The sequence below is a fragment of the Streptococcus parasanguinis genome (assembly GCF_016648855.1).
Lineage (GTDB): Bacteria > Bacillota > Bacilli > Lactobacillales > Streptococcaceae > Streptococcus > Streptococcus parasanguinis_L.
Genome location: NZ_JACLQU010000016.1, coordinates 1 through 15,456 on the forward strand (window position 1 = coordinate 1; position 15,456 = coordinate 15,456).

Sequence of the window (15,456 nt, forward strand, 5' to 3'; positions counted from 1 at the left end):
CAGCCCTACTCAACTGTGCGGAGGTGGGACGACGAAATCGAATTCTAACGAATTACCGATTTCTGTCCCACTCTCTGCTTTTTGTATTTCTATGCTTTTAATTGTAAGAGTTCTTCAATCTCAGCCAGAGTGCTGGCTTGGGAGATGGCGCCGCGTAGTTTGGCTGCACCTGAGGTACCACGGAGGTAGTGAGGGGCGAGACCACGGAATTCACGAACGGCAATGTGCTCACCTTTGAGACCGATCAAGCGTTTCAAGTGTTCGTAAGCAATCTTCATCTTGTCTTCAAAAGTCAAATCAGGCAGGATTTCTCCTGTTTCAAAGTAGTGATTGATTTGGTTGAAGAGATAAGGATTGCCCATAGCAGCGCGACCAATCATGACCGCATCAGCACCGACTTCTTCGATCCGTTGTTTGGCATCTTGAACCGTACGGATATCTCCGTTTGCGATAAATGGAATTTTGGTCAGAGCTTGGGCAACCTTGTGAAGGGTTTCAAGGTCAGCGTGACCTGTATACATTTGTTCTCGGGTCCGTCCGTGCATGGCAAGGGCAGAGACACCCGCAGCTTCAGCAGCGAGGGCATTTTCAACTGCTAGGGAAGGGTCCGACCAACCCGTCCGCATTTTAACAGTGAGTGGGATATCAAGGACGGATTGAACTTTATTGATGATGGAGTAAATCTTGTCTGGGTCCTTGAGCCACATGGCACCAGCCTCGTTCTTGACGATTTTATTCACCGGGCAACCCATGTTGATATCGACGATATCGGTCTTGGTATTTTCTTGGATAAATTCAGCTGCGCGTGCGAGGCTATCTTCGTCACTTCCAAAGAGTTGGATCGATACAGGATTTTCTCCTTCATCGATATGGAGCATGTGAAGCGTCTTTTCATTGTTGTACTGGATTCCCTTGTCAGAGACCATTTCCATCACAACGAGTCCTGCTCCCAGTTCTTTGGCAATGGTCCGGAAAGCTGAGTTGGTTACTCCAGCCATTGGGGCTAGGACGGTACGGTTAGGGATTTCGACATCCCCGATCATAAATGGCGTATTAAGATTTGTCACGAATGAGTTCCTCCAAGTCATTTTCGTCAAAGTGGTAGTGGGTTTGGCAAAATTGGCAGGTAATCTCTGCACCGTGATCTTCGTCTTTCATCTCTTTTAGATCACTAGCTGGCAGACTTGCTAAAGCGTTCAAGAAACGCTCACGGCTACAGTCGCATTGGAAACGGATCTCTTCTTCAGAGAGACGTTTAAAGGGTTCATCCCCATAGATAGCCTTTAGAAGAGCTTCAATATGGTCTTCAGACTCCAAAAGTGTGGAGATGGCAGGCATTTCTTGGATCCGTTTTTCAAAGCGGGCGATTTCTTCTTCCTTGGCATTTGGCAAGACTTGGAGCAAGAAACCACCAGCCACCTTGACCTTGTCTTCGTCATCCAACAGGACATTGAGTCCAACTGCAGATGGCGTTTGTTGGCTTTCCGTCAGATAAAAGGCCAGGTCTTCTCCGATTTCACCTGTCACAAGAGGGGTCATAGAGTGATAAGGATTTCCCGTACCATAATCTGTGATAACAAGGAATTCTCCGTTTCCGACAAATGGTCCCACCAGGACTTCGCCAGTTGCCGTTTTCTTGATATCCACTCCAGGATTTTGCACGTAGCCTTTAACATTTCCCTTGGTATCTGCCACGGTGATGATGGCTCCGAGTGAGCTAGTCCCAAGGACTTTGACCGTAATTTTAGTATCTCCTTTCTCGTTTGCCGCCAAGATTTGACTGGCAATGAGGGTACGGCCAAGTGCGACCGTGGAGCTAGCTTGTGTATGATGTTTTTCTTGGGCTGTTCGTACGGTTTCTGTACTGTCTAGTACATAGGCACGAAAAGCGCCACTTTCTGAGATAGTTTTAATAATTTTGTCCATACCTACTATTTTAGCACAAATCAAGCAAAGTGGGGACAAGGAGAATTCCGAAAATCAGTCGTTTCAGAAGAAGGGCAAGAAGAAAAGAAAATTCCGAACGTTATTTCTAGAAAGAAGCAATTTCCAAGTAAAAGACGAGTTTCATAGAGAAGTTGGTTTAAAAAGGAAGGAGAAAAATAAACGATAGCTGAGTGGATCTTGAAAAAACATCAAAAATTGCTTATAATAGAGTGTAAGACAAACTTGCAGGTGAGACTCCTGCCCCTAGTTTGAAGAAAGGCATAGATAGCATCCTATCTATGGTATATGAAAAAGAATTATGACATCAGTTGTTGTAGTAGGAACCCAATGGGGTGATGAAGGAAAAGGGAAGATTACAGACTTCCTATCAGCCAATGCAGAAGTCATTGCTCGCTACCAAGGTGGGGACAATGCCGGGCACACCATCGTAATCGACGGCAAAAAGTTCAAGTTGCACTTGATTCCTTCTGGTATCTTCTTCCCTGAAAAGATCTCTGTCATCGGAAACGGCGTGGTGGTCAACCCTAAATCATTGGTCAAAGAGTTGGCTTATCTTCATGAAGAAGGTGTGACAACGGATAGTTTGCGCATTTCAGACCGTGCCCATGTCATCCTTCCTTACCATATCGAATTGGACCGTCTCCAAGAAGAGTCTAAAGGCGACAACAAAATCGGAACGACCATCAAAGGGATTGGACCAGCCTACATGGACAAGGCTGCGCGTGTGGGAATCCGGATCGCGGACCTTTTGGACCGCGACGTCTTTGCGGAACGTCTTCGTATCAACTTGGAAGAAAAGAACCGTCAATTTACCAAACTCTATGATGCAGAGGCTCTGTCATTTGACGATATCTTCGAAGAATACTATGAATATGGTCAACAAATCAAGCAATATGTAACCGATACTTCTGTTATCTTGAACGATGCTTTGGATAACGGCAAGCGCGTGCTCTTTGAAGGAGCCCAAGGGGTTATGTTGGATATCGACCAAGGAACCTATCCATTTGTAACCTCTTCAAACCCAGTCGCAGGTGGGGTGACCATCGGATCAGGTGTCGGCCCAAGCAAGATCGACAAGGTTGTCGGTGTATGTAAAGCCTACACTAGCCGTGTTGGTGATGGCCCATTCCCTACGGAACTCTTCGATGAAGTGGGTGATCGGATCCGTGAAGTCGGCCATGAGTATGGGACAACAACCGGTCGTCCTCGTCGTGTTGGTTGGTTTGACTCAGTTGTCATGCGCCATAGCCGTCGTGTCTCAGGAATTACCAACCTTAGCTTGAACTCGATCGATGTTCTGTCAGGCTTGGATACGGTGAAAATCTGTGTGGCTTACGACTTGGATGGAGAACGCATTGATCACTATCCAGCAAGCTTGGAGCAACTCAAACGTTGCAAACCAATCTATGAAGAATTGCCAGGTTGGTCAGAAGACATTACAGGTGTTCGCCACTTGGATGAGCTTCCAGAAAATGCCCGCAACTATGTCCGCCGGATCGGCGAATTGGTTGGTGTACGCATTTCAACCTTCTCAGTCGGACCAGATCGTGACCAAACCAACATTTTGGAAAGTGTCTGGTCAAGTAAATAATTAAAAAAAGAGAGTGGGACAGAAATCGGTCATTCGTTAGAACTCGATTTCGTCGTTCCACCTCCGCACAGTTGAGTAGGGCTGTAAAAGCTGATAAAATCAGCGTAGTAGAGCCCACTCAACCACTGCGTCTTGCTCGACAATCCAAAAACAATTGAGAGGCTAGGACTTTTGTCCCAGCCTCTTTTTGAAAGCAGAAAGAGGAAAAAATGTATCAAACGATTTTATTTGACCTAGACGGCACCTTGACCAATTCAGAACTAGGGATTACCAACTCGGTGGCCTATGCCTTAGGAAAATATGGGATTCAAGTGCCAGACAAGAAAGCATTGAGAGTTTTCATCGGTCCGCCCTTGCAGGAGTCTTTTGAGCGCTTTTATGGATTTTCTAAGGAAGAATGTTTAAAGGCCATTGACTACTATCATGAGTATTTTTCCGAAAAAGGCCTTTATGAAAATGAGGTCTATCTAGGCGTTCCTGACTTGCTGGCTTCTCTCAAGCAGGCTGGCAAACAGTTGATTGTAGCTACGTCAAAGCCTGAAGAATTTTCCATTCAAATTCTCAAACACTTTGGTTTGTATGATTATTTTGACTTTGTCGCTGGTGCGACCATGGATAGAAAACGTAGTAAAAAAAGCGATGTTATCCAGTATGCCTTGGAGCAAAATGGGATTACAGATTTGGCGCATACCATCATGATTGGAGACAGGGAGCACGATGTGCTTGGCGCTCAAGCGCAAAAGCTTGATTCTATCGGTGTCCTTTATGGCTTTGGAAGCAGGGAAGAATTGGAAGAAGCCGGCGCCACCTATATTGCTCAAGAAGTTGGCGAAATTGCAGCTTTTATAGGATAACCTTTTCCAAAATATTAAAAGTTTGAACTTTTCTAATCTGCTGAATATTGCTTTATTTAATATTTCTATCGGTGTATACTTACTGTAGGTTAAGTCACACAGATTAAGAGGTGATAATATGAATTTGTCACGATATATATTAAAATATAGTACTGATGATGGTACGTTGTATTTTAATACTAAAACCAATCATTCATTTTTTCTTACGAATGAATTGAATAGAGTAGTCGACAGCAATGATGTGATTAGGAAAGAGTTTCATGCTTATCTTGATAAAAATAAATATTTAAGTGAGGGTGAGTATGAGGTCGAAAAGTATCTATCTAAAATAAGCGATACAGATGCTGAATTATTGGAACTAACAATTTTGACACATGGAGATTGTAATTTTCGGTGTAAGTATTGTTATGAAAAATTTGAAAATATTGCTATGTCAACAGAGACAGAAGATGCCATTGTCCAATTTTTGAAAGAAAAACTTCAGTCCGGGAAGTATAAGTATTTGTCAGTAGGCTGGTTTGGAGGAGAACCACTGTTGGGATATAAAACTATCAAGCGGTTGTCTCCTGTTTTTATAGATTTATGTGAGAAATATCAGATTCATTATCAAAGTGCAATCACTACGAATGGTTATTTATTGACTAAGAATAAGTTTCGATATTTGAATGAAAAATTTAAAGTGACTAGTTACCAGATAACTTTGGATGGAGATGAAGAAAGTCATAATAATCAGAGAGTATTGCAAAACGGTGGGTTGTCGTATAATCGTATATTCGATAATTTGAAAGCAATGCAAGAAAGTAAATTTGATTTTATTTGTGTGATTCGCTTTAGAGAAGAGGGTTGTGCTAGCCCTCTATTTTGATGGATGATAATTATGAGAAATATTTATAAGTACATTGATAAGAAGTATCTTTTTCCTATTTTTTTAGGGCGTATTGTGAATAGTGGTTTGGTGTTGGCGCAACCTCTGATTTTAACGAAGGCCTTGAAGTTAGATCAAGACGGCCTTTCTTATGGAAAAATTCTCAATTTTGTTTTATTTGGTTTGTCTGTCTATCTTGTTATTTATAGTCTGATGCTGTTTTCAAACTATTCGCACAATATATTCCGAAGAGAAATCAACAAAAGTGTCCGTGCCCTTTTATTTAAGAAAGTCATATTGAATCCTAAATTTTCCAATGATGAAAAAGTTAGTCTGCTAACTCAAGATATGGAATATGTGGGCGATAATTATTTGGAAAATATAAATGTTATGGTGAGTTGGGGATTTGTCGCCCTTGTTACAGCCATTTATATTGTTTCACAAAATTTTCTCTTAGGACTTATTTTTGTCATTTTTACGATTATGAGACCTATTCCTCAGTTCATCATGAATCGTCGTTTACAAGATTCGGGAGACAGCTGGTCCAAGCTTAGAACGAAATTACATGGGCTTGTCTCGGATAGTATGCAAGGCAGCCAAACCTTACGGATTAATCAGGCCATGAGGCTGAATGAAGAGCGCGTGAATGATTTAAACGGAGAATATCAAAAAGCCATCCAAAGATTTTGTTTCACACATAATATTATTTTTTTCTTTAATGGATTTATGGTCTTTTTTAGTCAGGTTGTTCCTCTTGCTTTAGGCTTTTATTTGAGTTTACAGGGAAATTCTATTTCTATTACAAGCCTCATCTCTATGTATGTTGCTGCGGGGATGCTGGTAGAACCGATCCAAACTCTGATGTACAGTGCAGCCAATCTCCAAGGTGCCTTGCCGACTGCGAACCGCCTGTTTAAGATTATCGAGGAAGAACCTGATTTCGAAGAGACAAAGGATCAATTTGTTGAAAATCTCGAATCGTTGCGCTTAAATCATATTTCAAAAAGTTTTGCTGAACGTCAGCTTTTTTCTGATTTGACGGCGACGATTTCAGTAGGTCAGAAGGTCTTAATCAAAGGACCGAGCGGGTCTGGAAAGACGACTCTTTTTCGCTTGATTTTAGGAGAAGAAGTATGTGATGAGGGTGACATTTTCGTTCAGTATGATGGAAATCAAATAACGAGTCATTTCCAAGGGAATATCGGTTTAATTAGCCAGCATCCCTTCCTGTTTAACGATACTATCCGCTATAATCTAACTTTTGGTCAGCCTTTTCAGGACCATGAATTATTGGAGGTATTGGACCGAGTTGGCTTAATAGATGAATTTCAGGATATTTTGAATGTAGAAATTCATAATAATGGTGAAAACATTTCAGGAGGTCAGCGTGTCAGATTAGAGTTGGCTCGTTTTCTCTTACGCGAGAAGGATATTTTATTAGCGGACGAAGTGACATCAGCTTTGGACGAAAAAAATAGTCGTCTGGTTAGAGACCTAATCTTTTCTTTGCCGATCACGGTACTAGAAATAGCCCATCATATTGATGAAGAAGAGCGCTATGACCAAATCCTTGAGTTACGTAAAGGATGAGCGATGCCACAATAGTTGGTTCTGCGACAAAGCGGATAGTAGTAAGCCAGCAATTTGTCAGATATTTTTGAGATTCTAAGTGGTGATATTTCCAAAATCATCAATACTCAGAGAACTTAAGCTTTATTTAAGATAGGCCAGCTATACTAGAAGCATAAACAAAGACCTCCTAACTTTGTTTAAACCTCCTAAACTTTTTCATAATAATCTCCCATAAGAGTCGCCCAATCGGCGGCTTTTTTTGTGAGTCGTAAGCTGCCTATGGTATAATGAACAAAGAAACTAAAAGGAAGAAGGAAGAGATGGACTACACGATAGAGGAAAAAGCGATGTTTATGAGGGAAGCCCTGAAGGAGGCGGAGATTGCCCTCGCCAATGATGAAATACCGATTGGCTGTGTCTTGGTCAAGGATGGTCAGATTATCGGGCGTGGACATAATGCGCGTGAGGAGCTGCAGCGGGCGGTCATGCATGCGGAAATCATGGCGATCGAGGAGGCCAATCAGCGTGAAAATAGCTGGCGCCTGCTGGATACGACGCTTTTTGTCACGATTGAGCCCTGTGTCATGTGTAGTGGTGCCATTGGTCTAGCTCGGATTCCCCAGGTGATTTACGGGGCGACCAATCAGAAGTTCGGTGGAGCAGGTAGTCTCTACGACATTTTGGCAGATGAACGCCTCAATCACCGAGTCGAAGTAGAAACAGGAATCTTGGAAGCAGAATGTGCAGCCATCATGCAGACTTTCTTCCGCCAAGGTCGAGAACGAAAAAAACAAGCCAAACTCGCAGCCAAGGCCGAAACACAAGAATAAAAACCGGACCTTTGCAAAATCCACAAATTATGATATAATACCTATCGGAGCAACAGTTCTGCGTGAAGCGGGTCAGGGGAGGAATCCAGCAGCCCTAAGCGAAGTGAACTGTGTGCTCTTTTCTATTGCTCTTGATGAATCAAGTCCAACGGACGCAGATGAATCCTAGAGCAATGGATGCAGTTTTTCCCGTTAGGGAAAAAGCTGTAAACCGATAAAAGCTCTTAACGAATCAAGACTGAAAGTCGCAGATGAGTTTAGAGATATTGACCCTGAGGAGCGAAGCGACGTGAGGGCTATAGCGTAAATAAGTCAAGCCTGGAAGTCGCAACTGAACTTAGAGATATTGATCCTGAGGAGTGAAGCGACGTGAGGGCTATCACTCACTAGAGTCATCTTGAAATTCATTAGCGGATTCAAAGAATAATAGCGTGAAAATAGAGCTTCGGAAGAAGCCTCTTTTTTTTGATTTTCTAGTCAAAAATAGTACAAATATGCAAACGATTGCTATTGCGTCGTTGCTTGATTTGTGAAAATAAAAAAATTAGCAAATGAAAACGTTTTATAGGATGGTTTTCCTTGATTAAATCCGTGTAAAGCGATATCATAGAGAAGAACAAAATTTGGAGGAATAACATGTCTCATATTAAATTTGACTACTCAAAAGTTTTGGGTAAATTTGTTGCCCCACATGAAGTGGAATATATGCAACCACAAGTGACTGCAGCTGATGAATTGATCCGTAAAGGAACAGGTGCTGGTAGTGACTTCCTAGGTTGGTTGGACCTTCCTGAAAATTATGACCGTGAGGAATTTGACCGCATCTTGAAAGCTGCTGAACAAATCAAAGCAGACAGCGATGTTTTGGTCGTGATCGGTATCGGTGGATCATACCTTGGTGCGAAAGCAGCCATTGACTTCTTGAACCACCACTTTGCAAACTTGCAAACAAAAGAAGAACGCAAAGCTCCACAAATCCTTTATGCTGGAAACTCAATCTCATCTTCTTACCTTGCTGACTTGGTAGAGTACGTAGCAGACAAAGACTTCTCAGTAAACGTGATTTCTAAATCAGGTACAACAACTGAACCAGCTATCGCTTTCCGTGTCTTCAAAGAACTTTTGGTTAAGAAATACGGTCAAGAAGAAGCTAACAAACGGATCTATGCAACAACTGACCGCCAAAAAGGTGCTGTTAAGGTTGAAGCAGATGCGAACGGTTGGGAAACATTTGTGGTTCCAGATGATATCGGTGGACGCTTCTCAGTATTGACAGCAGTTGGATTGCTTCCAATCGCTGCATCAGGTGCAGATATCAAAGCCCTTATGGAAGGTGCTAACGCAGCTCGTAAAGACTACACTTCAGATAAACTTTCTGAAAACGAAGCTTACCAATACGCAGCTGTTCGTAACATCCTTTACCGTAAAGGATATGCAACTGAAATCTTGGTTAACTACGAACCATCTCTTCAATACTTCTCAGAATGGTGGAAACAATTGGCTGGTGAGTCAGAAGGAAAAGACCAAAAAGGTATTTACCCAACTTCAGCAAACTTCTCAACAGACTTGCACTCATTAGGTCAATTTATCCAAGAAGGAACTCGTATCATGTTTGAAACAGTTGTCCGTGTGGATAAACCACGTAAGAACGTGATCATCCCTACATTGGAAGAAGACCTTGATGGACTTGGTTACCTCCAAGGAAAAGACGTTGACTTTGTAAACAAAAAAGCAACTGACGGTGTTCTTCTTGCCCACACAGACGGTGACGTGCCAAACATGTACGTAACTCTTCCTGAGCAAGATGCCTTCACTCTTGGTTATGCCATCTACTTCTTTGAATTGGCCATCGCCCTTTCAGGTTACTTGAACGCGATCAACCCATTTGACCAACCAGGTGTTGAAGCCTACAAGAAAAATATGTTTGCCCTTCTTGGTAAACCAGGATTTGAAGAACTTGGAGCAGAACTCAACGCTCGTCTTTAATCAATAGACAAAACGATCTCGTAAGAGGTCGTTTTTTTGTGTCTATTTCCCCATTTAGTGATGAATTGGCGCTATCAGGTGATTTATGATATAGTAGAAGGAGCATTTTTATACTTTGTTCATCAAATGATTTTCACTCACTGTGATCGTCAAATGAGGCAAAGAGAAACAAAAGGAGTAGGGAATCCAGAAACTGGGAAAGATGGTGTTTCATATTCAGAAGTACTAAAAAATAATCATTCAGGGTCTATCATGATGTCGGCAGACCAAGATAAAATTACTCATGAAAATAAAACGAAAATGGTAATTGAATTTAAAAAAATATCATATAAAAAAATATATAGGCTAACATTCTATAAACAAGAAAACGGAGATTACTGTTTGGCGACAAAAGAGGAAAGTAAATAGAACATCCATTTCAAGAAATACTGGGTGACTAGAATGGGGAAGATATATTTACTGTGATACAGTTTTTAATGCTATAGTAGGGTAAGATAATAAAGTTAAGGAGTACGACATGTCAAGAGGAAGAAAAGTACAACGTGAATGGTCTAAGAATCATGGGAATCTGTACTCTTTTCCGAGTGCATTTTCGGATGAAGGACCTCAAGGAGCGATTTTTGAAGATCAAAAGAAACAAATAGGATTTCGGATTTCACGTAACATAATCCGAGTACTCTTTTCAGTGATCGTTGTATTCGTATTTTTTCTGATAGGAGTCTGGTATTATAAAAAAACAGTCGTTCATAAACCCGTAAATAAGATCATAAGATCTTCGGAAAGATATCAAAATAAGAAATCTTCTACCAGCCCTTCAAATACTCAAGCAAGCAAAAGTGAGAATAAAAAAATTGGATATATATTAAAAAAAGAAAATTCTGAGTGGGTTGATCCATCTCAAGTAAGAGCTTTTTCAGTTGATGAAGTTTTTGAGTTAATGGATGCTACAAAGAAGCCAACGATAACATCTTCAGAAGTAATTGAGAAATATGGAAAGGCGTTTGCAGGTTTACTTGATTATAATTCCTCGGGGAAAGAACGAGTAACCTTTTATTATAAGCTTTCTGACCAACAGGGTTTTTTCAAAATTGTTATTAATGAGTTTGAAGGAAAAAGTCGTGTTGAGCGTGTCTATCTTGAAGTGACTAAAGCTCAAGCGGGCATGGCGAATAAAACTTTAGAAGAATATCGTTCTTATTTACCTAAAAGTGGCCAGGAAGGGATTGGGTTAATGGAGGCTATAAGTCAGTTTGGAATTCCTAAGAATAGTTACAGTAACAACCTGTATGAAGGGGAAAATAGTTATATATATATTCTATACTTTACAACAGATCAAAGAAAAATAACCTTATCATTTAAAAAGAATCAGCAAGGGGAATACCGACTTGAAAATGTAGCAACATCTGGATAAAACGATCTCTCAAGAGGTCGTTTTTTTGTGTCTATTTCCCCATTTAGTGATGAATTGGCGCCTTCAGGTGATTTATGATATAGTAGAAGGAGCATTTTATACTTTGTTTATCAAATGATTTTCACTTACTGTGATCGTCAAATGAGACAAAGAGAATCAAAAAGGAGAGAGTATGACAAGAGAAGATAAACAGCCTTTTTCAGTGCCGGAAGAGCCACAGATGCAAGAGACACCACAAGGAGAAGGACAGGTGAGAGGAGTTCAAATGCAGGGCCCTGCTTATCCATTTGAAGAAACAAATCCACAAATGCTTCCGCCTCAGTGGTCCTATCCAACTAAGCCAAAGCACAAGTGGAAAAAATTAGTACTATTTTCACTTTTAGCGCTTGTGATTAGTGGGCTTTTCGGTGGTGTGAGCGGATATATTTGGGGACAAACCTCTCAAACAAGTAAGGAGTCGCAACGATTTAAACGTTTAGAACGTGCAAAGATCGAAGCAAATGAAACAAAAGCAGGTTTTGTAACGGATAAAGAAAAGGTCATTTTCACATGGACTTTCAAGGATCTTGGCTTGTTGAGTTACACCAATCGGGAAGGTTATGGTTTGACAGCAGATCAGATTGTAGAAGTCTATGGGTTAGCATCCAGTGTTGAATATAAAAAGAATGCAATGGAGCTTACTTGGAATGACTCAAAGGCTACTGAACATCAGAATTTGAGAATGAGATTTGACGAAGTCGATGGCAATTATTATTTAAAAAGTGTGTCCGTGACGGAATTAGATGAATTGTATGAGCATAAAAATCCAGAGGATGATGATGATAGCGATGATGCCTCGAGCAATCGCGCCTTGACTGAAAAGGAATTTCGAAGTCTGAAAAAAGGAAACAAGCAGACAGGGCAAGGTGGGACAAGCTTATCTGAGTTTTTGAAAAAACATCGAAAAACCGTCGAAATTGGGACAGAGCGCAAACTAACTGCCAATGGGGAAACATTTAAGTCTACACGTGTAGTGGCTACAGTACTCTGTGAGGTTGATGGGGATTTTAAAGTTTTGAAATTTTTAGCACAGCCTGATGGAGAATTTCGCTATATTGGTGCGGAACTAAATTAAGAGGAGGATAGAAGAGAGATGAGTATAAATCAACCACAGGGACCCTTTGGTGTACCAGTAAATCCTGGCCCTCAAAAAAGCGGAAAGGGCTTGTTCATTGGATGTGTGATTGGGTCAATTGTTTTAGGATTAGTGATTGGTCTTATTATTGGCCATTCTTTTGGTGTGAATGCCATAACCAAGAAAGCTTATCCCCGTTTACATACCACTGCAGATAGTACAGTCTCAAAACGCGATATATCTTCTCGCTATATAGACCCAAAAGAGACAGCATTTGATTGGGATATTTCAAATCTCGAAGACTTGAAATTCGCTACCTACGATGACAAAGAGGATGCGATGTCTATCGAAGAGGTCGTAAAGAAGTATGGGAAAGCTTTAAAAGGTTCATTTAATGGGACAACTGTTGAGTTAGAATGGGGCAAACTCGAAAGGGACGATACAGATGAAGAAAGCACCGATTATAAGACCGCTAACGAGATGAATCTGACCTTTATGAAAATAGATGGTCATTATTATCTACGCAATCTATATTTCTCAGAAGATTATGACACAGCGGATGCCAATCCAATGGCGACCGATGATTATGATAAATTGAAAGTAGGAGATCCCAAAACAGGGAAGGATGGAATATCTTATAAAGAAGTTCTTAGTAGCAATACCCCATCCTCTATTTCGATAAGAGCAGACCAGGACTATAAAACTAAGGCCATTACGAATGAAATGGAAATCCGTTTTAAGTCATCTGGATCAGATGAAGATGAATATAAATTAAAATTTATCCAGCAAGCAGATGGGGATTATCGTTTGGCTTTAAAAGGAGATGAAGATTAGAAAGGAAATCGGTCTTTAAAAAGGAAGATCCATATATTCTCGTTTGTACCCGAACGACTTCGCAAGAGGTCGTTTTTTTTTACTTGTAAAGTAATTTCATAAACTTTCCCCTTAGATTCAATTATAAAAACACTAACTAGTTATTATTTTCGATCATTTGCTAATCTCATTTCTAAAATACTGATGATACAGGGTTTCTAGCTAGACAATAGCTATAGACACGTATTTTATACTCAAATCCTTTAATATAAAAAGTTATTTGAACATAAAAGTTGTCATTTGTTGTTTCATATTATAAAATGAAAGGTGAATGAAAATAATTGAAAAAGGAATGAAAATATGAAAAAGAACTTGGCTAAATTCTTGTTACTTTCATCTATGCTTGGTGGAATGGCAATTGCCCAACCAGTATCTGCGAATACAAAAGCTGCGGTTTATGAGTACAAAAATGGTCAGCTAGACCTTGTTCAAAAACCAACATATGAAGGTTTCGAATCGAATCAGCTTTCTTTGAAATTGAAAACAGGTCGTGTCGATGTAGTGGGAGCGCGTGAAGGCAAGAAAGAAAGTGCGCATGATGCGGGAGCCTACCAATTTGCATTGATCTACAAATCTGAAGGTGGCGAAGAAGAGACAGTTGCTAAAGGGCAAAATACAGCAGATGGGACGATCGAATTTGATGATGTGGATCTCTCTGGACTGAATTCTGGAACTGTTAAACTCTACATTCGTCAGACTACAAAAGATGATGGTCGCTTTAAACAGTTGGATAATGGAGAAGGGGAAGTAACAGTGTCCCTTGCTTACGATGGATCAGGACGCTTGATGGTGGATTCACTTGAAAGTTCCAACCCAATTTATCGTAATTTCATTGCAGGCTATAAAAGCCCTGGTACAGATGGGTCGACTTCACCAAGTACAACAAGCCCATCCTCAAGCTCAAGTAGCTCATCTTCTAGTTCAAGTAGCTCAAGTAGTTCGTCTTCAAGCTCAAGTAGCTCATCGAGCTCATCTTCAAGCAGCTCATCTTCAAGCTCCTCAAGTTCAACTTCTTCATCGAGCTCAAGCTCTTCTTCTAGTTCTTCCTCACATTCAAGCGACTCAAGCAAATCTGTAGTTGGCCGTTTATTGCCAAAAACAGGTCAAGAAACAGGTGTCGTTTTGGCAACATTGGGCTTGCTCTCACTTGCAGGGATTGCTATTGTCTCCCTTCGCAAGAAATTTTAAGATAAGCATCTAAAAGGTCGGATATCTCTCCGATCTTTTTTAGTCCATCCAGACAGGAGTTGGTCCTTGCTTGGTTTTATGTTATAGTAGAAGAGAAGAATAAAAAGGAGAATTCGAAATGTCCGAGAAAGATCAAGAACAATTTATGAAACATACTCCCGTAGAGGGTGCGCCTCAATTTGATGTGGCTGCGCCAGCCTTTGTCCCAAAAGAAGAAGCCGAAGACTTGGTCGTTCCAGAAGCTAGTGGCCTTTCAGTGACGGAGACGGAAGCAATGAAAGAAGAGGCAAACGAGCCAGTTATTTCAGAAACGGTGGAGCTTCCAAAGGTGGATGAAGCAACTGTTGGAGAACATCCGGATGTAGTTGCTGCTCCCCAACCGACTCCTCCATTCCAACCTGCACCTCAAGCTCCTCAAAATATGGCAGCTGAACCAATTGGTCCGCAAACAGTGCCTGTTCCTGAGACACCTATTCCACAAGCTCCTCTTTCTCCTGTTGGAAGACCGATGGATACTGCGGACAAGAAGGCGATTCGTTTTGCCCTTGGGATTTTAGTTGGGCTTCTTATCGGTGGAGTCAGTGGCTATTTGATTGGTCATGCTAGCCCTAGCACGTCATCATCTAGAAAGCAGACTTCTTGGTCAGGTAACCAGTCTGGTTCGTCTTCCAATATCGATTTGGATCAATTGACCGCAGAAGACGCGGAAGTTGATTTTAGCTGGAAACAGTCTGATATCGAGCAACTTCAGTTTTTAACAGGAAGTGATGCTGGGGAGACTCCTGAGGAAATGATTGAAGCTTATGGGAAAGCTAGCTCCGTTCAATTTGAAAGTGGAGAATTGAAATTATTTTGGGATGATAACTCTTATAATAAAGAGGTCAAAGCGACTTACTCTAAGAAAGGGAAAGAATTCCAGCTTGTCAAATTTGAATTTAATCAATTTGGGAAAAATCTTACGGTTGAGGACAACTTTGCAGATGGATTCAAAGTTGGAAATAGTGAGACCGGTGCTGGAGGAACCTCTTACAAAGAGCTTTTAGAAAAATACGGTGATGCAGTCAATCTGACGGTGAGTTCATCTGATGATTCAGACGAGATAGAATTGGTCATGGACTTCCAAAAGAAAAATGGGGACTACGTGGATTTGACCTTTATTCGCCAAGAAAATGGAGATTTTCTCTTGAGCAGTAAAGACAGCTACTAAAAGGATCAGACAAGAAAG

The 15,456-nt window shown here is 40.9% G+C and carries 14 protein-coding genes and 1 other RNA gene; 13 read left to right on the plus strand and 2 right to left on the minus strand.

Features of this window, described 5'->3' with window-relative positions; all coding sequences use genetic code 11:
* Positions 1-89: 89 nt before the first annotated feature.
* The gene (gene dusB, locus H7T92_RS09200; protein ID WP_201037617.1) at positions 90-1,067 is read right to left on the minus strand and encodes a tRNA dihydrouridine synthase DusB; all 978 of its coding nucleotides are present in this window, start codon (positions 1,065-1,067) and stop codon (positions 90-92) included.
* Positions 1,054-1,926, minus strand: coding sequence for an Hsp33 family molecular chaperone HslO (gene hslO / locus H7T92_RS09205; RefSeq protein WP_201037618.1), 873 nt, complete (start codon positions 1,924-1,926; stop codon positions 1,054-1,056). The genes dusB and hslO overlap by 14 nt, the downstream gene beginning before the upstream one ends.
* Positions 1,927-2,245: 319 nt before the next feature.
* Between hslO and H7T92_RS09210 the strand changes: the two genes are divergently transcribed.
* From H7T92_RS09210 to H7T92_RS09270, 13 genes are all read left to right on the plus strand, one after another.
* On the plus strand, positions 2,246-3,538 hold the full coding sequence (locus H7T92_RS09210) for an adenylosuccinate synthase (RefSeq protein WP_070587805.1): 1,293 nt from the start codon (positions 2,246-2,248) through the stop codon (positions 3,536-3,538).
* A gap of 209 nt (positions 3,539-3,747) precedes the next feature.
* Positions 3,748-4,392, plus strand: coding sequence for an HAD family hydrolase (locus H7T92_RS09215; RefSeq protein WP_003002091.1), 645 nt, complete (start codon positions 3,748-3,750; stop codon positions 4,390-4,392).
* A gap of 118 nt (positions 4,393-4,510) precedes the next feature.
* On the plus strand, positions 4,511-5,257 hold the full coding sequence (locus H7T92_RS09220; protein WP_241672507.1) for a radical SAM protein: 747 nt from the start codon (positions 4,511-4,513) through the stop codon (positions 5,255-5,257).
* 12 nt (positions 5,258-5,269) lie between these two features.
* Positions 5,270-6,847 (plus strand): ATP-binding cassette domain-containing protein, encoded by a 1,578-nt coding sequence (locus tag H7T92_RS09225; RefSeq protein WP_003016812.1) that lies wholly within the window; start codon positions 5,270-5,272, stop codon positions 6,845-6,847.
* A gap of 302 nt (positions 6,848-7,149) precedes the next feature.
* Positions 7,150-7,659: a tRNA adenosine(34) deaminase TadA gene (gene tadA / locus H7T92_RS09230; protein ID WP_003016809.1), complete on the plus strand. Its 510-nt coding sequence runs from the start codon at positions 7,150-7,152 to the stop codon at positions 7,657-7,659.
* A 38-nt stretch (positions 7,660-7,697) separates the two neighbouring features.
* An RNA gene (gene ffs, locus H7T92_RS09235) (signal recognition particle sRNA small type) lies at positions 7,698-7,793 on the plus strand.
* 502 nt (positions 7,794-8,295) lie between these two features.
* Positions 8,296-9,645 carry a glucose-6-phosphate isomerase gene (locus H7T92_RS09240; protein WP_201037619.1) on the plus strand — a complete coding sequence of 450 codons (1,350 nt, stop codon included), beginning with the start codon at positions 8,296-8,298 and terminating at the stop codon, positions 9,643-9,645.
* A 78-nt stretch (positions 9,646-9,723) separates the two neighbouring features.
* Positions 9,724-10,053: a hypothetical protein gene (locus H7T92_RS09245; protein WP_201037620.1), complete on the plus strand. Its 330-nt coding sequence runs from the start codon at positions 9,724-9,726 to the stop codon at positions 10,051-10,053.
* A 109-nt stretch (positions 10,054-10,162) separates the two neighbouring features.
* On the plus strand, positions 10,163-11,056 hold the full coding sequence (locus H7T92_RS09250) for a hypothetical protein (protein ID WP_049471947.1): 894 nt from the start codon (positions 10,163-10,165) through the stop codon (positions 11,054-11,056).
* A 172-nt stretch (positions 11,057-11,228) separates the two neighbouring features.
* Positions 11,229-12,170, plus strand: coding sequence for a hypothetical protein (locus H7T92_RS09255; protein ID WP_201037621.1), 942 nt, complete (start codon positions 11,229-11,231; stop codon positions 12,168-12,170).
* An 18-nt stretch (positions 12,171-12,188) separates the two neighbouring features.
* Positions 12,189-13,004, plus strand: coding sequence for a hypothetical protein (locus H7T92_RS09260; RefSeq protein ID WP_201037622.1), 816 nt, complete (start codon positions 12,189-12,191; stop codon positions 13,002-13,004).
* Positions 13,005-13,343: 339 nt separating this feature from the next.
* On the plus strand, positions 13,344-14,231 hold the full coding sequence (locus tag H7T92_RS09265) for an LPXTG cell wall anchor domain-containing protein (RefSeq protein WP_021154035.1): 888 nt from the start codon (positions 13,344-13,346) through the stop codon (positions 14,229-14,231).
* Positions 14,232-14,349: 118 nt separating this feature from the next.
* Entirely contained in the window at positions 14,350-15,438 is a 1,089-nt protein-coding gene (locus H7T92_RS09270) for a hypothetical protein (RefSeq protein WP_049471946.1), read from the plus strand.
* Positions 15,439-15,456 lie beyond the last annotated feature (18 nt).

Bases quoted from the DNA above. Each gene is read 5' to 3' on its own strand.
- hslO (WP_201037618.1), bottom strand. From the start codon at position 1,926: ATGGACAAAATTATTAAAACTATCTCAGAAAGTGGCGCTTTTCGTGCC.
- H7T92_RS09210 (WP_070587805.1), top strand. From the start codon at position 2,246: ATGACATCAGTTGTTGTAGTAGGAACCCAATGGGGTGATGAAGGAAAA.
- H7T92_RS09215 (WP_003002091.1), top strand. From the start codon at position 3,748: ATGTATCAAACGATTTTATTTGACCTAGACGGCACCTTGACCAATTCA.
- H7T92_RS09220 (WP_241672507.1), top strand. From the start codon at position 4,511: ATGAATTTGTCACGATATATATTAAAATATAGTACTGATGATGGTACG.
- H7T92_RS09225 (WP_003016812.1), top strand. From the start codon at position 5,270: ATGAGAAATATTTATAAGTACATTGATAAGAAGTATCTTTTTCCTATT.
- tadA (WP_003016809.1), top strand. From the start codon at position 7,150: ATGGACTACACGATAGAGGAAAAAGCGATGTTTATGAGGGAAGCCCTG.
- H7T92_RS09240 (WP_201037619.1), top strand. From the start codon at position 8,296: ATGTCTCATATTAAATTTGACTACTCAAAAGTTTTGGGTAAATTTGTT.
- H7T92_RS09250 (WP_049471947.1), top strand. From the start codon at position 10,163: ATGTCAAGAGGAAGAAAAGTACAACGTGAATGGTCTAAGAATCATGGG.
- H7T92_RS09255 (WP_201037621.1), top strand. From the start codon at position 11,229: ATGACAAGAGAAGATAAACAGCCTTTTTCAGTGCCGGAAGAGCCACAG.
- H7T92_RS09260 (WP_201037622.1), top strand. From the start codon at position 12,189: ATGAGTATAAATCAACCACAGGGACCCTTTGGTGTACCAGTAAATCCT.
- H7T92_RS09265 (WP_021154035.1), top strand. From the start codon at position 13,344: ATGAAAAAGAACTTGGCTAAATTCTTGTTACTTTCATCTATGCTTGGT.
- H7T92_RS09270 (WP_049471946.1), top strand. From the start codon at position 14,350: ATGTCCGAGAAAGATCAAGAACAATTTATGAAACATACTCCCGTAGAG.